The organism is Providencia xihuensis, assembly GCF_041953405.1.
Classification (GTDB): domain Bacteria; phylum Pseudomonadota; class Gammaproteobacteria; order Enterobacterales; family Enterobacteriaceae; genus Providencia; species Providencia vermicola.
Window position 1 is genome coordinate 304,263 of sequence record NZ_CP169565.1, and the last position, 22,293, is coordinate 326,555.

A 22,293-nucleotide genomic window follows, 5' to 3' on the forward strand; every position below is an offset into this window, starting at 1 on the left:
TTTATATCTTTTGACTTGTATTTATAACAGTTTTTTTTTCTAATCTGTTCACCTGTTTTTGGCGTTTTAAGGAAGAAATTAACGTCTTACTAATATTTAATAATTTTAACAACAGACGAGGTACGTAAATGTATCATCTCGATGTCTACGGGACTTTGGTAGCAGCTACATTAGTATTACTGCTTGGACGGAAACTCGTTAAAACCGTTCCTTTTTTAGAAAAATACACGATTCCAGAGCCTGTTGCAGGCGGATTGTTAGTCGCTTTTAGTCTACTTTTGCTGAAGCAAATGTTTGATTGGAGCTTGTCTTTCGACTTATCACTTCAAGAACCGATGATGTTGGCATTCTTCGCCACCATTGGTCTAAATGCCAACCTAGCGAGTTTAAAAGCAGGTGGTAAAGCGTTGTTTATCTTTATTTTTGTGGTTGTCGGTTTATTGCTTGTCCAGAATACTGTGGGGATTGCCCTTGCAAAACTACTGGGACTAGACCCATTAATGGGGCTACTTGCTGGTTCAATCACACTTTCTGGCGGTCATGGTACTGGCGCGGCATGGGGGAAAATATTCTCTGAAAGCTATGGTTTTAAAAGTGCAACCGAAGTTGCAATGGCATGTGCAACATTTGGGTTGGTCTTAGGGGGATTAATAGGAGGCCCTGTTGCACGATTCCTAACGCGAAATATTCCGACGCCAGGTACACTAGAAGACGATAAAGACGTTCCAACAGCGTTTGAAAAACCACAGTCAGGCCGTATGATAAGTTCAATGGTGCTGATTGAAACCATTGCCTTAATCGCTATCTGCTTATTGGTCGGTAGCTACCTTTCGGGTTTATTAGCGGAAACGGTGTTTGCTTTACCGAAATTTGTGTGTGTTCTTTTTGTCGGTGTGATCCTCAGTAATGGCTTATCCATACTGGGCTTTTACCGGGTGTTTGACCGTGCGGTTTCTGTATTAGGTAACGTTAGCTTATCATTGTTCTTAGCGATGGCATTAATGAGCTTAAAACTATGGGAGTTGGCATCATTAGCTATTCCAATGATTGTTATTCTTGCCGTGCAAGCATGTGTAATGGCGGGATACGCGATTTTTGTTACTTTCCGTGTGATGGGCAAAAACTACGATGCGGCTATTTTAGCGGCAGGTCACTGCGGTTTTGGCCTTGGTGCAACACCAACAGCGATTGCAAACATGCAAGCGGTTACAGATAGATTAGGACCATCTCACTTAGCATTCTTAGTTGTACCAATGGTTGGTGCATTCTTTATTGATATTGTGAATGCTATAGTCATTAAATTGTATCTGATGTTACCCGTTTTCCCGACTATTGCGGGATAATTAATATTCTAATTATCGATAGTAAAACAGGTATTGCCGTGAAGAAGTTCACGGCAATTTTCGTTTAAAGAAGTGTATTTAGAACGTGGATTATGGATTATGCATGCCCATATTGCTCGCGCTCAGGTAGCCAGCGTTCAATAATTTGTTGTGCATTTTCAGGGTATTGTTGTTGAATATGGCGAGCAATGCGCTGCACTTCTGGCAACATATATTGATCACGGAGTAAGTCAGCCACTTTAAATTCAGCATTGCCTGTTTGCCTCGTGCCTAATAATTCTCCTGGCCCGCGAATTTCTAAGTCTTTTTGGGCGATGACGAAACCGTCGTTACTATCACGTAAGACTTGTAGGCGTTGCTTGGCGATATGGGTGAGCGGCGTTTTATATAAAAGTACACAGTGAGAAGCAATCGCCCCACGACCTACACGGCCTCTTAATTGATGCAGTTGAGCAAGGCCTAAACGCTCAGGATTATCAATAATCATTAAACTGGCATTGGGGACATCAACACCAACCTCAATTACAGTTGTCGCGACAAGTAGCTGAATTTCATTATTTTTGAATGCCGCCATAATGCTTTGTTTTTCAGCTGGCTTCATTCGTCCGTGAACGAGGCCCACTTTGAGTTCAGGGAGTGCTAGTGCCAGTTCTTCACTTGTCACTTCAGCTGCTTGGGCTTCTAATAGCTCAGAATCTTCGATGAGTGTACATACCCAATAGGCTTGGCGACCTTCGTCAATACAAGCTTGGCGTACACGTTCGATAATATCACTACGTCGTGTATCAGGGATGGCGACGGTAGTCACGGGTGTTCTCCCAGGAGGGAGTTCATCAATAACGGAAGTATCTAAGTCCGCATAGGCGGTCATCGCTAGCGTGCGTGGAATTGGTGTAGCGGTCATAATAAGTTGATGAGGGTGAAACCCTTGCTGCTCTCCTTTTTCACGCAGAGCGAGGCGCTGGTGAACGCCAAAACGATGCTGCTCATCAATGATCACTAAACCTAAGCGATTAAACTTCACTTGCTCTTGGAAAATAGCATGCGTTCCAACTACCATTGAAACTTCACCGCTTGCAATAGCTTCCTGTTGTTGTTCCCTCGCTTTCCCTTTTTGTTTACCAGCAAGCCAACCGACCTTGATGCCCAATGGTTCGAGCCATTGTTTGAAAGTATTTGCGTGTTGTTCAGCTAAAATTTCAGTCGGTGCCATTAAGGCAACTTGCTTACCATTTTCGATAGCACATACAGCGGCTAATGCAGCAACAAGGGTTTTTCCTGAGCCCACATCTCCTTGAATTAAACGCATCATTGGTGAGTCTTTCGCGAGATCAGCTTCAATTTCACCCACAACACGGTTTTGTGCATTGGTTGGTGAAAAAGGTAACTGTGCGAGCAGTTGTGCCTTTAGCTTGCCATTAGAGGTTAACCGTTGTGCATACAAACGTTCGTTACCAGCTCGAATTGCTAACATACTTAAGTGGTGAGCTAACAATTCTTCAAGTATCAAACGTTTTTGTGCAGGATGGTGACCTTTTTCTAATTCACTGAGTGCAACATTGGGGGGCGGGTTATGCAGTAATCGTATTGCATCTGGCAGGCTTATCATGCCACGGCTCAGTTCTTCAGGAAGTAACTCTTTAATTTTATTGTTATCAAGCATGACCAGAGCTTGATCCATGACTTTGCGTAATGTGGCTTGGCGAACCCCTTCTGTAGTGGGATAAACAGGCGTTAGATTTTCCTGCAGCGTAATACTGCCTGTATCTTGAGAAACTTTATATTCAGGGTGAATAATCTCAGGGCCTGTATTACCTCTGCGAATTTCGCCATAGGCGGTAACTTGTCGGCCTTCTGCTAAGTTGTTTTTCATCGCAGCAGAGAAATTAAAAAAGCGCAGTGTTAAGTTGCCTGTTCCATCAGTAATGAGGCTGGTCATCATTCGCTTTCGACCAAAAACCACTTTTGTTTGGATCACTTCACCTGTGATAGTCGCCGTTGTTCCAGGTAAAAGGTCTTTGATTTGGTACAAACGGGTATGGTCTTCGTAGCGAAGTGGAAAATGAAGAAGTAGGTCTTGAACGGTGTTCAAACCGATTTTACGCATTTTTTCTGACTGGCTTGCACCAATTCCATGCAGCGAAGTCAGTGAAATGGTATCAAGTAGCCCACTATTCATGTTCTTTCCTTTTCCTTAACCAAATTGTTGTCTTTTCATTTTTTCGGTTAGTTGCATTTGCACCCACCAATCATCAGTGGCTTCAATTTGCCCTTGTTCATTGATATATGGACGCGGCAAGCCTTTGCGTTTAGCCACTTCAGCAAGTACAGGATAACCCCCTTCAAATAGCCACTCTTGCTGCTCTTGCGCTGACAGCGTGCTGTGTTGGCGGTCATACATGCCGGCTAATTGCCGCTGCCTTTGCGCTTCATAGAGTATTAAGGCAGAGGCGACAGAAACATTCAATGATTGCACCATACCCGCCATTGGAATAATGATGTGCTTATCTGCCAGTGCGAGCGCTTGCTTTGAAATACCTTTTTTCTCTTGTCCCACCATAATACAAGTTGGGCGGGTATAATCAATTTCGCGAAAATCAACAGCGTGCTCAGATAAGTTTGTCACTAATACCTGCATATTTTGCGATTTTATTTGTGAAATAGCATCTTCAGTTGATTGATGAGAGATAACCTTTACCCAACTGTTACTACCTGCGGCGGAAGAGACGGATAATTTAACCTGTTGGTCTGGCCAAATAGCATGAATTTGGTGAATACCCACAGCATCAGCGCTGCGGACTATCGCAGAAACATTATGGGGTTTATGAATTTCTTCAAGGCAAATCGTGAGGTCTGGCTGCCGCATCGCCATCATTTGGCAAATGCGGCGATAGCGGCGTTCATTCATATTCGTTAGTTACGGTTTCGGCTTACTCGTAGAACATCTGGCATGATACGTATCTTACGCATAACATTTGCCAGCTGAACACGGTTTTTAGTGGTCAGGCGGATAAAGGCACAGTATACACGACCATCTTTCTCCTCAGTATTCATACTCTGAATGCTTGAGTTGGCATCATTAATTGCAGCCGTGAGGTTTGCAAGCGCACCTTGATGGTTAATCATGTCTACTTTGATTTCAGCGATGAAATCGGTATCAGTTTCGTTATCCCATTCAACGGCCATAAATTTATCGGGCTCTTTTTGGTAGCCACGGATATTACGGCAAGATTCATGGTGAATAACTAGGCCTTTTCCAGGGCTAATATGTGCCACGATAGGGTCACCAGGAATTGGGCGGCAACATTTTGCAAAGGTGATTAAAACACCGTCAGCACCTTTGATAGACAGTTTATTACGGCTTTCAATGACAGCTTGATCTTCTAGTGTGCCCTGTGGATTATTTTGTAAGTTACGCGCGACAACAACACTCATAGCGTTGCCTAAGCCTATTTCGGCAAGCAAATCATCAATAGAATTGAGCTTCATGCGGGCCAGTTCAGCATCGATATGATTTTGAGGAATATCGGCGAGTTTATTTCCTGCCCCTAAAGCATGATTAAGTAACCGTCGACCAAGATTAATTGAGTCTTCGCGTTTTAAATTTTTCAGTAACTGGCGAATTTTGGCGCGAGCTTTTGAGCTGACAACAAAATTAAGCCAAGCGGCATTTGGACGTGCACCTGGCGCTGTTATGATTTCAACGGTTTGACCACTACTCAATGACTGGGATAACGGGTATGGTTGTCGGTCAACACGAGCACCAACACAAGCGTGTCCAATATCTGTATGCACCGCATAAGCAAAATCAACAGGGGTTGCGCCTGTTGGTAACTCAACAATACGACCTTCGGGGGTGAAAACGTAGATTTCATCAGGGAATAAGTCTGATTTCACGCTTTCGATAAATTCAAATGAGCTACCTGCACTTTGCTGTAATTCAAGCAGGCTCTGCATCCAACGCTGTGCTCTGACTTGCGCTGTAGTGCCTTGTTCACCTTGCTCTTTATAGGCCCAGTGAGCAGCAACGCCCATCTCTGCCATTTGGTCCATATCCTCGGTGCGAATTTGGACTTCAACTGGCACGCCATGTGGCCCAATTAAAGAGGTGTGCAGGGATTGATAGCCGTTAGCTTTAGGGATAGCAATATAGTCTTTAATACGCCCTGGACGTGGTTTGTATAAGCTATGCATCTGACCTAAAACACGGTAGCAGGTATCTACATCTTTGACGATGACCCTAAAAGCATAGATATCCATGATGGAATGGAAACGTTGCTCTTTTTGGTGCATCTTACGGTAGATAGAATATAAGTGTTTTTCTCGACCACTGACACGACAAGGAACACCAGCTTCAGTGAGTCGACCGTCAATTTCAGAGAGAATTTTTTGGATCATCTCTTTTCGGTTACCACGAGCCGCTTTAACGACTTCTTTGATAACTCTGTAACGGTTAGGATAGAGTGCTTCAAAACCAAGCTCTTCGAGCTCTGTTTTTATATGGTGTATACCCAGCCGATGTGCTAGCGGGCTATAAATCTCTAGGGTCTCACGAGCAATACGGCGACGTTTATCAGGCCTTAATGAGCCTAATGTGCGCATGTTGTGAGTGCGGTCTGCCAGTTTAATCAAAATGACGCGAATGTCTTTGACCATCGCCATAATCATTTTGCGGAAGTTTTCTGCTTGAGCTTCTTTTTTGTCGCGAAAGTTTAGCTTATCAAGTTTGGAAACACCTTCAACAAGACCTGCGACGGTTGTTCCAAACAATTCTTCTATGTCCTGAAATGTTGCTGGAGTATCCTCAATCACATCATGAAGTAGCGCAGCCATAAGTGTTTCATGATCCAGACGCATTTGGGCAAGAATACAAGCAACAGCAACAGGGTGAGTAATATAAGGCTCACCACTTGAACGGGTCTGTCCTTCATGGGCATCCCGTGCGACAACATAGGCTTGTTTTAGTAATTCAATTTGCTCCTTAGGGAGGTATTTTTGAATAACTAAATTAAGGCTTTCAAACAGATACAAGGCAGACCCACCTTAGTAATTAGCGACGACCTTCAGCGATTGCCGAAACTGCCTGCATTTCAGCCGCTTCTTGCTCTTGCTGTTCTTGGCGTTCACGCACATCCAAAATGTGACCGTTAATTAAACCTTCTTCTACTTCACGTAGCGCGATAACTGTGTATTTATCGTTTTCTTCAGGAACTAAAGGGTCTTTTCCACCAGTTTGTAACTGGCGAGCTCTGCGTGCTGCGACCAATACGAGGTCAAAGCGGTTACCAATTTTCTCTACTGCGTCTTGAACAGTTACGCGTGCCATAAGTGTGCTACTCCAAAAGAAATAAAAAAATGACCTGATATGATACTGAAACTATTCTCAGTCTGCTAGTAATTTGCTGATTAAAGCATCATGTCTCTGAACTTGGCGCCCTAATTTTAAGCGTTCAGTGCGGATAATGGATTGTAAATCGCCTAATGCGGTATTGAAATCATCATTAACGATAAGGTAATCATACTCGTTGAAGTGTTCGATTTCACCTACTGCTTGTGACATTCGTTTTTCAATGACTTCATCACTATCCTGGCCACGGCCACGTAGCCTGCGATAAAGTTCGTCTTTGGATGGTGGGAGAATAAAAATACTGCGCGCTTCTGGCATTCTAGCCCTAATTTGTTGCGCTCCCTGCCAATCTATATCAAGAAAAACATCCACTCCACTTTTTAAAACGTCTTCAATAATAGGTTTAGACGTTCCATAGTAATTTCCAAAGACACAAGCGTGCTCTAAAAAGTCACCATTTTCGACCATTTGTAAGAAATCAGTTTCTGATACAAAGAAATAGTGCTCACCATGAACTTCACCAGGGCGTGCAGCTCGAGTTGTATGAGAAACAGAAACTTGCGTGTCATACAACGGTTGTGTTTTCAATAGAGCCTGAATAAGGCTTGATTTACCCGCACCACTAGGCGCAGAAACAATATATAACGTACCTTGTATCATGATGATTTCTTGAATAGTCGAGGGTTAAACATAAAAGACGGAGATAAACCCCACATAGTATACACACACTTCCATCAACATGCAGCGATATCAATAAAACATAAATAGTAGAGAATAGAAATTTGATCTATGAGTAATCTGCGAGCAGCTTCCAGAAATTAATTGAGTATTCTTGAAAATCACATCTGTCTTGCGAAGCTTTTCGCAAAAAAACACATTTTAGCGTGAGCGTTAAGAAAAATACTTTCATGCTTAAAAAGATAAAGCGTATTGAGTATAGGGGAAGTTAATTATTTAAAAGGAATTGTTATGGCATGTTTTATGGATAAATTTAGGAGTAACTTAGCGTTTATTATTGGTATGTTGATGGTTGGTTTTTGGGGAATTGGTAGTTTAGCCTTTGGTTCCAGTCATGTTGAATTAAATGAGCATTGCGAATTAGGGAACATGAGTGAGATTGAGCGAGAAAGCCATCGGTTAGGCGCTCAGTTACAGGAATGGAATCAGGCCTATCGGTTATCTGGTCATAGCCAAATTAGTGATGAAGCTTATGACCAATTACTTCATCAATGGCAATCTTTACGCCGTTGCCAGCAACTTTCTGAAGAACTTCCCGAAGTTGTGCTACCTAAAAAAGTACAACTTATTAAACATCCTATTCCCCATACAGGATTGAAAAAGCTAGCCGAATCTGAGGTATATAAATGGGTTGATTCTCGCCGTGAAATCTGGTTACAACCGAAAGTGGATGGCGTGGCAGTAACCCTTGTCTATCAAAATGGTCATCTTGTTTCTATGATCAGCCGTGGTAATGGCATTGAAGGCTTAGAATGGCGCGATAAAGCTGACTTTATACCTGCAATTCCAAAGCAGATTGATATACATAAAAGTGTCATTTTACAAGGTGAACTTTTCTGGCGGTTGAACCAGCACATCCAAGCAAAAAGTGGGGGAGTAAACGCCCGAAATAAAATAGCGGGTTGGTTAATGCGTAAGGCACAGCCAAAAGTTCTTGAGCCTGATATCGGAATATTTATTTGGGCTTGGCCAAACGGTGAATCAGAACCAATGAAACAGCTTCAGGATCTTGCTCAATTAGGGTTTCCCTTAGCAAAAAAATATAGTCACAAAATTGAAAATAAAACACAAGTAAAGCAATGGCGTGAGCACTATTATCAAAATGAACTTCCTTTTGCCACGGATGGTATCGTACTAAAAAGTTATCCATTTCCAGATGCGTTTGCGTGGAAACCAAATCAAAATAGTTGGGCGGTTGCTTGGAAATATCCACTGCGTAGAGTGGCTTCAGTGGTCAAGTATTTACAATTCAAAGTTGGCCGAACAGGACGAGTGAGCGTTGTTGCGACGATTAACCCCATCAATCTTGAAGGAAAAACTATCTCTAGAGTCAGTATTGGCTCATTGGCATCTTGGAGAAAAAAAGATTTACTTGAAGGAGATAAAGTCTTGGTTACTCTTTCGGGTCTTGGAACACCTAAAATAGAAGACGTTATTTGGCGGCTTGAAAAGCGTACATATCCAGATCTTTCTACTTTTGATAGTTTTAATTCACTTAGTTGCTTAGCATATACAAATGCTTGCTTACAACAGTTTGTTGCTCGTTTAATTTGGTTAGGTAAAAGCTTAAAAATTAAAGGGGTGAATGAGGCCACATGGCGTGACTGGGTTGAAAATCATCAGCTAACTGAGTTAACGACATGGCTACGACAAGATTGGCAAAACGGGCTACCGAAAAACAAAAAAAATACCTCTTCAATCGAACAGTTTCAATCAGTTAAATTTCAATCAATCCCATTATGGCTAAAAGGTTTAGGTATCCCCTTACCGAAAATGAAAATTGAGCAAATTATAGCGCTAGAGGGCCTTTATAACAGTTCTGAAATTGAACGCTTAAAGCTAACCCAAAAGCAAAAGGAAAAGTTAGAAAAATGGTTAGCTGAGCCTGAAGTTCAATCTGCGTTACAAGCCATACAGAAATTTAAAGCAAATGAGCCATTAACTGAATAAATTAATGGCTCAATAGAATAGAGGTTAATCTTGGTTTTCGTAGTTAAATATCGGTAATCCAAGTCGGTAGCGAATTGCGATTAAGCGTGCACTTAACCCGACAACAAGGGTAATAATAACGACGATATCTTGGGGGAGTGGGGTTTGTAACAAACCGATATAAATCCATGCGGCTGCGAAAGAGACCCCAGCATAGACTTCTTTTTGGAAAACCAAAGGAATGGTATTACACAGCATATCCCTAAGAACGCCACCAAATACACCAGTGATAACGGCAGCAATTGCGGCAATAATAGGGCTATAATTCATATCGAGCGCAATTTGAGCACCAAGAATAGAGAAAACGATTAGCCCAATGGCATCCAAAATAAGAAATAGGCGGCGCAAGTGTTTCATCATTGGCGCTATCCAAATGGTGACAACAGCTGCGCCAGCAACAGTTAGGATATATTCTGGGTGTGCGACCCAGCCTAATGGGTAGTGTCCAAGTAAGATATCACGCACAGAACCACCGCCTATAGCGGTTGCAGAGGCAATAATAATGACACCGAAGACATCCATTTTACGTCTACCAGCTGCCAGAGCGCCTGTCATTGCTTCAGCGGTGATACCTATAATATAAAGCACACTTAATAACATAATGGTTTTATTCAATATTAAAGTTATTGCTAAAGGGTAATATTACTTTTGAAATTTCTCGACTGAGATTTTCTAGTACCATGCAAATTAGATTAGTTAAAGTAATCCGATAGCTATATTAAATGATGTGAAAGGATAACAGATTGAATAGTAAATTGCCTTATAAAGAAACACGTTTAACAAACGATAATCGGAGCCACCAACTTACGAACATTAATGTATGGACACCTGATAGCTTGTGGATAGCTTATGACATTCGACCAAATGGCAGTTCATTTACGGGTTTATCGATAGAAAAAATTCATGTAAATACATTGGAAGAAGTCGAAATTTATCGAGCTAACTATGGGGCGCATGTTGGTGTCGTGACAGTAAGTTCACAACACCCCCCTCAATATGCATTCATTCATGGCCCAGAATACCCTGATGAGCAATGGTATTATGACTTTCATCATCGCCGTGGTGTATATGTCCATGACATTCAACTGAATGTGGCTTGTCCTATAGATGCGATGTGTATTTCACCGCCTTATATTGCAGGTGCACTGAGAGGGGGGACTCATGTCCATGTGTATAGTCCTGATGGTAAATGGTTAAGTTTTACGTATAACGACCATGTGATGCATGAGTTAGATGTGACGTTGGATCAACGGAATGTGGCTATTGCTGTACCCGCAGGGGCTGTTAATGTTGAGCCGAAAAAACACAAACGTGAGTATAATGGGGACTACTTTTGTTGTGTTGTGAGCCAGACGATTGCAGAACCTAAGCCTGATAGTGATGAAATTAGCCGTGCCTATGAAGAAGGTTGGGTTGGGCAACGAGGTTACCAAAAACAAGATGGTCAATGGCAAGAAAGGGCACTTGTTTTTATTGGGGATACACATACTCAGGATGGTGAGGTCATTCCTGAAATTTTCATTGTGGATTTACCTTCACAGCCTCAATGTTGTATGGTTGCAGGGGAAAAACCACTTCAGGGGACGGAGTTGAGTCTGCCTGCACCACCAAAAGGTGTACATCAAAAGCGGCTTACTTATACGCATCAGCGTAAGTATCCAGGTTTAGCAAAACAGCCGAGGCATTGGCTTCGTACTTCACCAGATGGTAAATCAATAGCTTGTTTGATGCATGATGATTTTGGCAACGTGCAGTTATGGTTAGTTAATAGTGTAACGGGGGAGCTAAATCAAATCACTCATGGTGATTCTTCAATACAATCTGCATTTAATTGGGATAGTAAAGGTGAGCATATTTGCTTCGTGTACGACAACAGTGTGACCATTTGCCATGTTGCGACACAAACGTTAATTAGATTAACTGAGCGTACTGAACAAGCGCCTAGCGCTGATGCGGTCGTTTTTTCTCCGAATGATAAACTTATCGCATTCATGCGAGACATAGAAGGTTTTAGACAACTTTATATCGTAGAAACGGGTTTACATTGTTAGAATAATATCAGTAGATCACTATAATTATGAATAAAAGAGAAGTAGTAAGCTCTTTTATTCATAAATGACTTTATTTTATTCTGAATTATGCTCTAATTATTTTATATTTTAATAAGGTAATTTTTTAAGTTGGATATTCAACACGAAAATATTTCAGATAAGTGTCGTTAAATATTGCATTTTCGAAAATATAACAAGAAAAATTGGTGTCACTAATAAATAGAAAATAACGCACTATATATCCCATTTTTAATTAGGGATTAAGATAGATTTCCAACCTGAATGAGTATTATTCTTTATTTTCTTTATTATTCAGACCTTCTAATCGCTTCTTAGGGGAGTCCTCTTTTCCATCATCGCCTGATCTTGCATAGTCTAAAGGGATTAGAAGTGTATCCATAACAATAGAAAATGGGAGGTCAATCGCAAGTAGAGGCCTAACTACCCAGCCAGTTTCATCATCGTTCATCATTTTAATGCTATTTTTAGAGCCTGGGTAGTAACCATCAGAGGGACCTGCATGAGTCATAATACTTGAGCAGCCGCTTAAAAACAGCGGTGTGATAAGAGCAATTAATCGTGCTGCATGTAAACTCGGCATATGGTGGTTAACCTATATTTTGCTGATTATTCCTGATTTTCATTCATCATATCGAAAAACAAAAAATTCACAATCGCAGTGTTGTATTATTATTTAATTAAATGGCATACATTTTCTTAATTAATATTTAATTATATCTTATTGATGAAGATTGTTTCTTTTTTGTATTTATTTTATGAATTGTGAAGAACTTAGAAAAAGAAAGAATGATTATTTTGATATTTGTTATCAATCTGAAAATTCAAAGACATAGAGATTTTAATTCATTCTAAAGTGTGCTCTATGACACATCTTACTCTTTTTCTATTTGGCATAATCGATTCAGTAGTATGTTTTATCGCCGATATAGGCTTGGTTTCTGGGTAACTTGTCGTCAAAAGGATGCGGTCTATGAGTGAACTAGCTCTTACTGTAAGTTTGTTGGCGTTGGCTGCCGCTCTAGGGTTATGGATAGGAAACTGGAAAATCCGTAATGTTGGATTGGGAATTGGTGGTGTCCTTTTTGGCGGGATCATTGTCGGGCACTTCGCCCAAAGCTATGGCCTACAACTTAATAAGGACATGCTGCACTTTATTCAAGAATTCGGTTTAATCTTGTTCGTTTATACTATCGGTATTCAAGTTGGCCCTGGTTTTTTCTCTTCATTACGTGTTTCAGGTTTGAAGCTTAATGGTTTTGCATTAATGATTGTGGCTTTAGGCGCAATAGTTACAGCCATTATTTACAAAGTTGCCAATATTCCACTCCCCATTATTCTGGGTATTTTTTCAGGGGCAGTGACAAACACCCCATCTCTTGGGGCTGGCCAGCAAATTCTGACAGATTTAGGATCAGACCCAAACCTTGTAGGCCAAATGGGAATGGGTTATGCAATGGCCTATCCCATGGGGATCTGTGGAATATTACTGGTGATGTGGCTAGTGCGGATTATTTTCAGAATTTCAATCGATAAAGAAGACTCTGCCTTTAATAGTACCAATATCCAACAGCGCGATACATTGCAAACCATGAATATTGCGATCCGTAATGCCAACCTTGATGGCTTAATGATGCAAGATATTCCATTGCTCGGTAGTGAAGCGATTGTGTGTTCAAGGCTAAAACGTGGCGATATGCTGGTTGTTCCCCAGCCAACAACAGAAATTCATTTAGGTGATTTACTGCATGTTGTTGGGCAAAAAGATGACCTAAACAAAGTACGCTTAATATTAGGAGAGGAAGTTGATGCCTCTTTATCTACATCAAGTTCCATTTTGCATTCTGTTCGCGTGGTGATTACTAATGATGCTGTATTGAGTAAAAGGCTTAAAGACCTGAACTTAAAACAAAAATATGATGTTGTTGTCACACGATTAAACCGAACAGGGATTGATTTAGTTGCGAATAATAATTCAGTACTGCAATTCGGCGACATTTTAAATATTGTTGGGCGGCCAGAGTCCATTGAAGCTGTCACAGCGTTGCTAGGAAATGCCAAACAAAAATTACAGCAGGTGCAAATGTTACCTGTCTTTCTAGGTATAGGACTTGGTGTGGTTCTTGGTTCAATTCCTGTTTTTGTGCCTGGTTTCCCCGCCGCATTAAAATTGGGGCTCGCTGGTGGACCGCTAGTTGTTGCACTGATTCTAGGTCGAATTGGTACTATTGGACGCCTGTATTGGTTTATGCCTCCAAGTGCTAATCTTGCATTAAGAGAGCTTGGCATTGTGATGTTCCTTGCTGTTGTTGGGCTAAATTCAGGTGGTGATTTTATTGAAACGCTGATCAGAGGCGATGGATTAACCTGGATTGGTTATGGGTTACTCATTACGTTTGTTCCCTTATTTATTACCGGTATTGTTGCCAGAGTGTTTGGTAAAATGAACTATTTGAGCTTATGTGGTGTATTAGCGGGCTCAATGACTGATCCTCCGGCGCTTGCATTTGCTAATAACATTCACCCAACGAGTGGTGCACCTGCGCTGTCTTACGCCACGGTATATCCATTAGCGATGTTTTTGCGGATTATTTCTCCACAATTAATTGCGATTCTATTTTGGACTCTTTAATGTTTACGATGATATGCGGAGTCTTTTCAATTGAAAGGTTAAAAATATTTAATATTTCAATTGGATAGTTAATCTGATGTAAGGTAGGGAGCACGACAGTGAAATGAGGTATCCGAACATATAGCAGCTAAAAGTGCTTTTGTTCAAGCTATAACCAAACAAAAAAGGTGTTCTAATAGATTTGAATGATATTCGTATTGAAAAAGTTATTTGATTTCAATTACGGAGTTCTCGCTAATTTTTCGCCCTCTCAATTTGAAAGGGCTTTTTTTTCTTAAAATTAGCGAGTCAGACGCAGTTAAAACAAGATTTCTATCTCGTCTAGCAAGTCACTTCCTGATATGCTTTTTCTAACTCTTCCGCTAATATTTTGATCCCTTGCTCTATTTTTTCTGGCTCAGGAACGTAATTCATTCGCATGCATTGGTGTGCATGTGGCCAGTCTTGTTCAATACCAGGGAAGAAATAGTGCCCAGGTACCATCAGGACACCACGCTTTTTCAAACGTTGGTATAACTTTAAGCTATTAATTGGTAAGTCTTTAAACCACAGCCATAAGAAAATAGCGCCTTCTGGTTTGTGAATGAGGCATTTATCTTCGGGTATATAACGGCGAATGATCTTAATAGCTTCTTCAACACGTTGCTGGTAGAAAGGGCCAATAACATTCTTAGATAATGAGATTAAATCATCCCTTTTCAGCATTTCCAGTGCTAATGCAGGGCCTACACCACCAGGGGCGAGGCTAATAATACCGTTCATATTACTAACGGCTTCAATGATTTCTTCATTGGCAATTATGATACCGCAGCGAGTACCTGGTAAACCAAGCTTAGATAAGCTCATACAAAGAATGACATTTTCATTCCAAAATGGTGTAGCTTCACTAAAAATAATACCTGGAAAAGGTACACCATAAGCATTATCTATCAGCAATGGGATGTTGTGTTGTTTTGCTAATTGATCTAAGTGCTCAACTTCTTCATCTGTGATCACGTTCCCTGTTGGATTTGTAGGGCGAGATACACAGATAACACCAATATCATCAGTGACTTCTAAAGTATTAAAGTCAACACGATATTTAAATTGGCCATTAGGTAAATATTCAATTTGTGGTTTGTTCGCAACAAACAGGTCGTCATCAAGGCCTGAGTCCGCATACCCGACATATTCTGGGGCAAGAGGAAAGAGGACTTTACGAGTGATACCATCTTCAAAGCGACCGGCTAGCAGGTTAAATAGGTAGAAAAAAGCACTTTGGCTGCCATTTGCTAGCGCGATATTTTTCGCACTGATGTTCCAGCCTAGTTTTGCTTTTAGCGTTGCTGCAAGCGCTTTCAACATGGCATCTTTGCCTTGAGGACCATCATAGTTGCATAAAGTGTCCGTCAATTGGCCATTTGCACACATTTCAGTTAATAATTCTTGGAAGTATTTATCCATCTCAGGGATATGGGCGGGATTACCACCACCAAGCATGATGGAGCCAGGGGTTCTGATGCCCTCATTCAAGTCTTTCATTAATAATGAAATCCCTGAATTTTGAGCGAACTTATTACCAAATTTAGAAAATATCATTGCATTAATTCACATATGTCTATTAGGTTGTTAATGGAATTTAAAACATACTCTGCCCAATCCTAGAGTTCAACCGCTTATTTTTATTTAATTTCAATTTAAAATGTTGCAAATAAAGAAATAAATAGACATATAGTTTTTGATGTTGATGTTTTGATAGTTTATTTTTCTTTCCCAACAGGGTGGTCCATCTATAAATTCTGAATCATTTAAATTGGTAACAGCTAATTAAGTGGTCATTTATCATGCCAGTGGCTTGCATGAAGGCATAACAGGTGATTGAGCCAACAAATTTAAATCCCCGTTTTTTGAGTGCTTTGGAGAGTTTTTTGGAAAGTTCTGTTTCCGCGGGGACTTGGGACGAACTTTCCCAGCGGTTGATTATTGGCTGTCCGTCGACAAATTCCCATAGAAAAGTTGAGAAGTCTTCTCCATTTTTTTGCATTGCTAAATAAGCGTTTGCATTTGCAATTATCGCATTGATCTTTAAGCGGTTACGAATAATTCGTGGGTCTTGCATTAATCGCTTAACATCGTCTTCATTCATCAATGCAATACGTTGGGGATCAAATTGGTGGAACAATTCCCGATAGTTTTTGCGTTTTTTTAAAATTGTGTACCAAGATAACCCTGCTTGCTGCCCTTCTAAACAAAGCATTTCAAATAAATGCTGATTATCATGGTTTGGTTTGCCCCATTCATCATCATGGTAGGCAATATATTCAGGATCTTGATTGACCCAATGACAACGTGTCGGTGATGTATCCATTTTTCATCCTTTTTCCAATCACAATCAACTTGCCTCAAAAACACAATACTTATACTGTATAAATAACCAGTTTAAAAGGGATGAAAGGATATTTTTTTATTTTTAGAATAAATACAGACATATTCAATGCTGTATATCTGTCGGTCAAAGGGTATACTGGCGTACTTTCATTAAATTTAACGTATCGCGTGCGGATCTAACATGCAAAAGTTTGATACCAAAACCTTCCAAGGTCTTATCCTGACATTACAGGATTATTGGGCGCGTCAAGGCTGTACCATTGTTCAACCACTGGACATGGAAGTCGGCGCAGGAACCTCCCATCCAATGACGTGTTTGCGTGCATTAGGCCCTGAGCCTATTGCTGCGGCTTATGTTCAACCCTCTCGTAGGCCAACTGATGGTCGCTATGGTGAGAACCCAAACCGTCTGCAACATTATTATCAGTTTCAGGTGATCATCAAACCATCACCAGACAACATCCAAGAACTGTACCTCGGCTCGTTGAAAGAGCTAGGGGTAGACCCAACTATTCATGATATCCGCTTTGTTGAAGATAACTGGGAAAACCCAACACTAGGTGCTTGGGGACTAGGTTGGGAAGTGTGGTTAAACGGGATGGAAGTCACTCAGTTTACCTACTTCCAACAAGTTGGTGGGCTTGAATGTAAACCTGTAACGGGTGAAATCACTTATGGTTTAGAACGTTTGGCAATGTACATCCAAGGTGTCGACAGTGTGTACGACCTTGTGTGGTGTGATGGCCCGTTAGGCAAAACCACTTACGGTGATATTTATCACCAAAATGAAGTTGAGCAATCCACCTATAACTTTGAATATGCAAATGTTGATTTTCTCTTCAAATGCTTCGAAGAATATGAGAAAGAAGCACAACATTTGTTAGCATTGGAAACTCCTCTTCCATTGCCTGCTTATGAACGCATCTTAAAAGCCGCTCATACTTTCAACTTACTGGATGCGCGTAAAGCCATTTCTGTTACTGAACGCCAACGCTATATTTTACGAATTCGTACCCTCACTAAAGGGGTCGCAGAAGCGTATTATGCTTCACGTGAAGCGCTTGGATTCCCTATGTGTCATAAGAACTAAGAGGCTGTCATGACTCAACAGACTTTCCTTGTGGAAATCGGTACCGAAGAGTTACCGCCGAAGGCTCTTCGTTCATTAGCTGAATCATTCGCTGTAAACTTTACCGCAGAGCTTGATGGAGCTGACATTGCTCACGGCGCAGTAACTTGGTTTGCTGCTCCGCGTCGTTTAGCGCTTAAAATCGCCGATTTAGCGGCATCACAACCTGATCGTGAAGTTGAAAAACGTGGCCCTGCTATTGCCCAAGCATTTGGTGCAGACGGACAGCCGACTAAAGCGGCGGAAGGCTGGGCGCGTGGTTGTGGTATTACTGTTGATCAAGCAGAGCGTTTGACGACAGATAAAGGCGAATGGTTACTGTATCGTGCGCAAATGAAAGGCCAAGCTGTCAGCGAATTGCTGGTGGATATGGTCAGCCGTTCATTAGCGAAACTGCCTATCCCTAAATTGATGCGTTGGGCAGATAAAGACACACAATTTGTGCGTCCTGTTCATACTGTTACACTGCTACTGGGTAGCGATGTTATTGACGGTGAAATTTTAGGCATTAAGAGCGCGAGAACGATTCGTGGTCACCGCTTTATGGGCGAACCTGAGTTTACGATTGATAATGCTGAGCAATATCCGGCTATTTTACGCGAACGCGGTAAAGTCATGGCGGATTACGAAGAGCGTAAAGCGGTTATCAAAGCCGACGCAGAAAAAGCGGCCCAAGCGTTGGGTGGAAAAGCAGACTTAACCGAAAGCTTATTAGAAGAAGTTGCTTCATTGGTTGAATGGCCAGTGGTATTAACTGCTAAATTTGAAGAGAAATTCTTAGAAGTTCCTTCAGAGGCGCTGGTTTATACTATGAAAGGCGACCAAAAATATTTCCCTGTTTATGATAACGCCGGCAATTTAATGCCAAATTTCATTTTCGTGGCGAATATTGAATCTTCCGATCCACAGCAGATTATTTCTGGTAACGAAAAAGTCGTTCGTCCTCGTCTAGCCGATGCGGAGTTTTTCTTTAAAACTGACCGTAAGCAACGTTTAGAAGATAATTTACCACGCCTAGAAACAGTCTTGTTCCAAAAACAATTAGGGACATTGCGTGATAAAACGGATCGTTTAGAAGCTTTAGCGGGTTGGATTGCAGGTAAAATTGGTGCGGATGTTAACCATGCAACTCGTGCAGGGTTATTAGCGAAATGTGATTTAATGACCAACATGGTCTTCGAATTTACTGATACACAAGGTGTCATGGGAATGCATTATGCACGCCATGATGGTGAATCAGAAGACGTTGCATTAGCACTTAAAGAGCAGTATCAACCACGTTTTGCTGGTGATGAGCTGCCTTCTACTGATGTTTCTGCTGCATTAGCACTTGCAGAGAAGATGGACACATTAGCGGGTATCTTCGGAATCGGCCAGCACCCTAAAGGGGATAAAGACCCATTTGCTTTGCGTCGTGCCGCATTAGGTGTTCTGCGTATTATCGTTGAAAAAGGTTACCAGCTTGATTTAGTGGAAATGACTGAAGAGGCTGCACGTTTATACGGTGATAAATTAACCAACAAAGATGTAGTCAATGATGTGGTTGAATTTATGCTTGGCCGTTTCCGTTCTTGGTATCAAGAGCTAGGTTATAGCATTGATACCATTCAAGCGGTATTAGCGCGTCGTCCAACGCAGCCTGCTGACTTTGATGCACGCGTGAAAGCAGTTACGCATTTCCGTACATTGGAAGAAGCACAGGCCCTTGCGGCGGCAAATAAGCGAGTTTCAAATATTCTGAGTAAATCAGATGAGAAATTATCTGATACTGTTTTAGCATCCGTGCTGAAAACGCCAGAAGAAGTGAAACTGGCGACACACGTTGTTGTTCTGCAAGATAAGCTAGCACCAATGTTTGCAGAAAGAAACTATCAAGATGCACTTGCTGAGCTCGCTTCTTTACGTGATGTCGTTGATGAATTCTTTGAAAATGTCATGGTAATGGATGAAGATCAAGCTGTTCGAGTGAACCGTTTAACACTTTTAAGCCAGTTACGTGAGCTATTTTTAAAGGTGGCAGATATTTCTTTACTACAATAAGGCCAAATTGCACATTTAATGTGCAACTGAGTGTCTTTTTATAAAAGTTAATCTGTTTGATAAATAAGCGCTAAATTGTATTTAGCGCTTATTTTTGTAGTGAGTTTGGTAAAAGAACAAAGAAACCTTACCTTTTTGGTGGTTTTATCAGCAAATGAACGAGATTCGATAAAAATGGGTTGACGCCCCCCATTCTTGGCAGTATTATTCACACCGTTTTCGGCGAGTAGCGCAGCTTGGTAGCGCAACTGGTTTGGGACCAGTGGGTCGGAGGTTCGAATCCTCTCTCGCCGACCAAATTCCAAAACCCACCTCATAGAGGTGGGTTTTCTCGTTTTAGCTCCTCGCAATTTTAAACCTTTCGATTATTATTTTTTCAGATTAACTTTGATTGCAACCTATTGCTGTATTTGGTGTTATACACACCTACGGTTTGAGTTTTCCTCATGAATTACGTACTGGCTACAATAAAGCTTATTTATTAGCTCAAGTTGTTTATGGCGCTGATAAAGGTATTTTTCATGACAAGGACTCGTTAATGAAAACCAAACATGTTAACCCCTCTATTTTTCTTATCCTTTACTTTGTTGCCCTAATAGCGGTGATACCAAAAGGTTTTGCAGCGCCAAATAGGCAAAATGCGGATGTGAGCCAGCTTACGCCCCTATCTTGTATCATTATTAACGTTCTTAATTTAATGGGTATGGAGCGGTTACCCAAGATTAAACCTAAGCAGATAAAAATCTGGCGTGGGATGATTGAAGGTCGATGTATGACTCCGTCTGAGTTACTTACCTATGCGGATTATATAAATACAGAGCTGATTAAAGCAGGTTATTTAACGTCTTATCTGTCTTACCCTGAACAACCCTTGTTTTTGGACATTTTACAGGCCGAGGTTATTACAGGGGCTATTTCGAATATTCATTATCAGGGGGGAGCCAATATTTTTCCTTTTGAAACGGGCGATGTTCTAAATTTACGACATATTGAACAGGGTTTGTATAATCTACAAAATGCAGCTTTAGTTCCTTACCATATTAATTTAGCGCCTGATGAGATGAATTCTCAGGCAACTGAGATTATTGTTGTTGGTGGGAATCAACGTGCTCAAAGAGGAACATTGTCTATTGAATATCGTCCTTTTGATAGCCAGCCTAAAGCCGTCATCTCTCATGATGTTATTTTTGCTAATCCGTTACGGATAAATGATTCGCTGTATTTAAATGCAAATCATTCTTTAGGTTCTTCGAATGGAAATAAGCTACAAGCTATCGCGCTTGGTTATTCGCTACCATACCGTTATTGGTTGTTTTCTCTTTATAGTCATTACCAAAATAGCCAAACAAAGATACCAATTAATGATATCGCATTGAAGATGCAGCAACGTAATCGGGCATTATTACTGACCGCACAATATATTTTTAATCGCACTGAAAATAGCGTTACTTTATTTAATGTTAGTTCGCAAATTCAAACTATTGATACCTTTTTAGCAGGGCAACGCCTGGTAACGCAAAGGCGGCTAGCGAGCTATTTGTCTGGTGAACTGATTTACCAGCACATTTTTTCACGAGGCCAAGCGACGGTATCTCTGAAATACAAACAAGGGAACCGTTTGTTTGGCGCCAATGCGACACAAATTACAGGGTTAGAACGGCCTCAAATTTACCAGCTATCATTTTCATCAGCTTGGGGAAGCACACCTATTTATTATCAGAATAGTTTAGATATCCAATTGAGCCGCTCTAAACTCGATGGATTATTAGAGCGAGAGGCTTTTTTTGGAAGAAACGGCGTGCAGGGTTTTCCAAATACAGATGGTATTGAGTTGGGGGACAATAGCTTAAAGCTACACAATGAAGTGAGTTGGGATATACCGAGGGAACAAACTCAGTTGTATAGTTCTATTGGAATGGGGGTAACGGCAAATGATAGAACAACATTTTGGCGAAAAAATGCCTTATTAGGCTGCAAGGCTGGAGTGAGGGGTTCAATAGGGGCAATCAATTATCATGTTTTCCTTGAAGCGCCTATTTGGCAAGTTAATCAGGTTGTTGCTAATAGCCTCCATTCAGGTATCCAAGCGAGTATGCGTTATTAGCCAATAATTTAACAACAGCATGAGAGGGAGGGGAGCGCCTTAGCCAATTGTAGCTTTTATCAACAATATCATAGAATTTTATGTATACAGCTTGAATGATTAAAAGGAACGCATAAAAATTATTTTATTCTTTAAGTTATCAATTGGTTAAAATTATGTTTAGCATGAACAGGCGAATGTTTTTAATATGGATAAAAAATAAACTAAATAATAACATGCTAAAATAATTTCAATCCTCATTTCCTTCAGTGTTTTATTTCAGCAGCTATTGGGTAAAGCGCTATATTCGTTCAGTAATTCAGCACTTAATCACAAATATAAAAATAAATAACCCCAACACAAAACACTAATCATTACTAATAATATGGTTATAATACCTGCTTATTGGCTTCGTTATTGCTATTTTAGCCTAAATTAGCATGCTAATTGTTTCTAATATGTTACGAGTTTTGTGTGTGGTGAGTCAATGCAGCTATTGACGAAGTGAGTGACAGTTGATTAATTGCTCAATGAATAACAAAAAATACAGATACTA

The 22,293-nt window shown here is 40.8% G+C and carries 16 protein-coding genes and 1 tRNA gene; 8 read left to right on the forward strand and 9 right to left on the reverse strand.

The annotated features are described in order from the left end of the window. Positions 1-128: 128 nt before the first annotated feature. On the forward strand, positions 129-1,343 hold the full coding sequence (gene gltS / locus ACE2AL_RS01345) for a sodium/glutamate symporter (RefSeq protein WP_206084875.1): 1,215 nt from the start codon (positions 129-131) through the stop codon (positions 1,341-1,343). A gap of 97 nt (positions 1,344-1,440) precedes the next feature. Here the strand turns inward: gltS and recG are convergent, their stop codons facing one another. From recG to gmk, 5 genes are read right to left on the reverse strand one after another with little or no spacing between them, the layout of a single operon-like run. After that, the gene (gene recG / locus ACE2AL_RS01350) at positions 1,441-3,522 is read right to left on the reverse strand and encodes an ATP-dependent DNA helicase RecG (RefSeq protein ID WP_206084874.1); all 2,082 of its coding nucleotides are present in this window, start codon (positions 3,520-3,522) and stop codon (positions 1,441-1,443) included. Between the two features lie 15 nt (positions 3,523-3,537). Then, positions 3,538-4,251: a tRNA (guanosine(18)-2'-O)-methyltransferase TrmH gene (trmH, locus tag ACE2AL_RS01355; RefSeq protein WP_206084867.1), complete on the reverse strand. Its 714-nt coding sequence runs from the start codon at positions 4,249-4,251 to the stop codon at positions 3,538-3,540. A 5-nt stretch (positions 4,252-4,256) separates the two neighbouring features. Then, positions 4,257-6,374 (reverse strand): bifunctional GTP diphosphokinase/guanosine-3',5'-bis pyrophosphate 3'-pyrophosphohydrolase, encoded by a 2,118-nt coding sequence (gene spoT, locus ACE2AL_RS01360; protein ID WP_206084865.1) that lies wholly within the window; start codon positions 6,372-6,374, stop codon positions 4,257-4,259. Positions 6,375-6,393: 19 nt separating this feature from the next. Continuing rightward, positions 6,394-6,669, reverse strand: coding sequence for a DNA-directed RNA polymerase subunit omega (gene rpoZ, locus ACE2AL_RS01365; protein WP_004262665.1), 276 nt, complete (start codon positions 6,667-6,669; stop codon positions 6,394-6,396). A 57-nt stretch (positions 6,670-6,726) separates the two neighbouring features. Next, positions 6,727-7,350, reverse strand: a complete 624-nt coding sequence (gene gmk / locus ACE2AL_RS01370; protein ID WP_206084863.1) for a guanylate kinase — start codon at positions 7,348-7,350, stop codon at positions 6,727-6,729. A 321-nt stretch (positions 7,351-7,671) separates the two neighbouring features. On the opposite strand from gmk, the gene ligB reads away from it, so the two are divergent. Next, positions 7,672-9,378, forward strand: coding sequence for an NAD-dependent DNA ligase LigB (gene ligB, locus ACE2AL_RS01375; protein WP_349422495.1), 1,707 nt, complete (start codon positions 7,672-7,674; stop codon positions 9,376-9,378). A gap of 24 nt (positions 9,379-9,402) precedes the next feature. On the opposite strand, the gene ACE2AL_RS01380 is transcribed toward ligB, so the two are convergent. Then, complete coding sequence (locus ACE2AL_RS01380; protein WP_206085224.1) at positions 9,403-10,017, reverse strand: trimeric intracellular cation channel family protein; 615 nt, start codon at positions 10,015-10,017, stop codon at positions 9,403-9,405. A gap of 143 nt (positions 10,018-10,160) precedes the next feature. On the opposite strand from ACE2AL_RS01380, the gene ACE2AL_RS01385 reads away from it, so the two are divergent. Then, the gene (locus tag ACE2AL_RS01385) at positions 10,161-11,468 is read left to right on the forward strand and encodes a DUF3748 domain-containing protein (RefSeq protein WP_241016857.1); all 1,308 of its coding nucleotides are present in this window, start codon (positions 10,161-10,163) and stop codon (positions 11,466-11,468) included. Between the two features lie 289 nt (positions 11,469-11,757). Here the strand turns inward: ACE2AL_RS01385 and ACE2AL_RS01390 are convergent, their stop codons facing one another. After that, positions 11,758-12,069 carry a YceK/YidQ family lipoprotein gene (locus tag ACE2AL_RS01390; protein WP_206084861.1) on the reverse strand — a complete coding sequence of 104 codons (312 nt, stop codon included), beginning with the start codon at positions 12,067-12,069 and terminating at the stop codon, positions 11,758-11,760. A 390-nt stretch (positions 12,070-12,459) separates the two neighbouring features. On the opposite strand from ACE2AL_RS01390, the gene ACE2AL_RS01395 reads away from it, so the two are divergent. Continuing rightward, complete coding sequence (locus ACE2AL_RS01395) at positions 12,460-14,118, forward strand: putative transporter (RefSeq protein WP_206084859.1); 1,659 nt, start codon at positions 12,460-12,462, stop codon at positions 14,116-14,118. A 321-nt stretch (positions 14,119-14,439) separates the two neighbouring features. On the opposite strand, the gene ACE2AL_RS01400 is transcribed toward ACE2AL_RS01395, so the two are convergent. Further along, positions 14,440-15,696, reverse strand: coding sequence for a valine--pyruvate transaminase (locus tag ACE2AL_RS01400; protein WP_375083878.1), 1,257 nt, complete (start codon positions 15,694-15,696; stop codon positions 14,440-14,442). 205 nt (positions 15,697-15,901) lie between these two features. Next, positions 15,902-16,465 carry a DNA-3-methyladenine glycosylase I gene (locus tag ACE2AL_RS01405; RefSeq protein WP_375083879.1) on the reverse strand — a complete coding sequence of 188 codons (564 nt, stop codon included), beginning with the start codon at positions 16,463-16,465 and terminating at the stop codon, positions 15,902-15,904. Between the two features lie 201 nt (positions 16,466-16,666). Here ACE2AL_RS01405 and glyQ point away from each other — a divergent pair, with 201 nt between their 5' ends. The 4 genes from glyQ (at position 16,667) to ACE2AL_RS01425 (ending at position 21,758) form a co-directional block, all read left to right on the forward strand. Then, on the forward strand, positions 16,667-17,575 hold the full coding sequence (gene glyQ, locus ACE2AL_RS01410) for a glycine--tRNA ligase subunit alpha (RefSeq protein ID WP_206084853.1): 909 nt from the start codon (positions 16,667-16,669) through the stop codon (positions 17,573-17,575). A 9-nt stretch (positions 17,576-17,584) separates the two neighbouring features. Continuing rightward, the gene (gene glyS / locus ACE2AL_RS01415; RefSeq protein ID WP_272538931.1) at positions 17,585-19,654 is read left to right on the forward strand and encodes a glycine--tRNA ligase subunit beta; all 2,070 of its coding nucleotides are present in this window, start codon (positions 17,585-17,587) and stop codon (positions 19,652-19,654) included. Positions 19,655-19,874: 220 nt separating this feature from the next. Continuing rightward, a tRNA-Pro gene (locus tag ACE2AL_RS01420) sits at positions 19,875-19,951 on the forward strand. Between the two features lie 241 nt (positions 19,952-20,192). Next, entirely contained in the window at positions 20,193-21,758 is a 1,566-nt protein-coding gene (locus tag ACE2AL_RS01425) for a ShlB/FhaC/HecB family hemolysin secretion/activation protein (protein ID WP_375083882.1), read from the forward strand. Positions 21,759-22,293 lie beyond the last annotated feature (535 nt).

Bases quoted from the DNA above. Each gene is read 5' to 3' on its own strand.
- gltS (WP_206084875.1), top strand. From the start codon at position 129: ATGTATCATCTCGATGTCTACGGGACTTTGGTAGCAGCTACATTAGTA.
- recG (WP_206084874.1), bottom strand. From the start codon at position 3,522: ATGAATAGTGGGCTACTTGATACCATTTCACTGACTTCGCTGCATGGA.
- trmH (WP_206084867.1), bottom strand. From the start codon at position 4,251: ATGAATGAACGCCGCTATCGCCGCATTTGCCAAATGATGGCGATGCGG.
- rpoZ (WP_004262665.1), bottom strand. From the start codon at position 6,669: ATGGCACGCGTAACTGTTCAAGACGCAGTAGAGAAAATTGGTAACCGC.
- gmk (WP_206084863.1), bottom strand. From the start codon at position 7,350: ATGATACAAGGTACGTTATATATTGTTTCTGCGCCTAGTGGTGCGGGT.
- ligB (WP_349422495.1), top strand. From the start codon at position 7,672: ATGGATAAATTTAGGAGTAACTTAGCGTTTATTATTGGTATGTTGATG.
- ACE2AL_RS01380 (WP_206085224.1), bottom strand. From the start codon at position 10,017: ATGTTATTAAGTGTGCTTTATATTATAGGTATCACCGCTGAAGCAATG.
- ACE2AL_RS01390 (WP_206084861.1), bottom strand. From the start codon at position 12,069: ATGCCGAGTTTACATGCAGCACGATTAATTGCTCTTATCACACCGCTG.
- ACE2AL_RS01395 (WP_206084859.1), top strand. From the start codon at position 12,460: ATGAGTGAACTAGCTCTTACTGTAAGTTTGTTGGCGTTGGCTGCCGCT.
- ACE2AL_RS01400 (WP_375083878.1), bottom strand. From the start codon at position 15,696: ATGATATTTTCTAAATTTGGTAATAAGTTCGCTCAAAATTCAGGGATT.
- ACE2AL_RS01405 (WP_375083879.1), bottom strand. From the start codon at position 16,465: ATGGATACATCACCGACACGTTGTCATTGGGTCAATCAAGATCCTGAA.
- glyQ (WP_206084853.1), top strand. From the start codon at position 16,667: ATGCAAAAGTTTGATACCAAAACCTTCCAAGGTCTTATCCTGACATTA.
- glyS (WP_272538931.1), top strand. From the start codon at position 17,585: ATGACTCAACAGACTTTCCTTGTGGAAATCGGTACCGAAGAGTTACCG.
- ACE2AL_RS01425 (WP_375083882.1), top strand. From the start codon at position 20,193: ATGAAAACCAAACATGTTAACCCCTCTATTTTTCTTATCCTTTACTTT.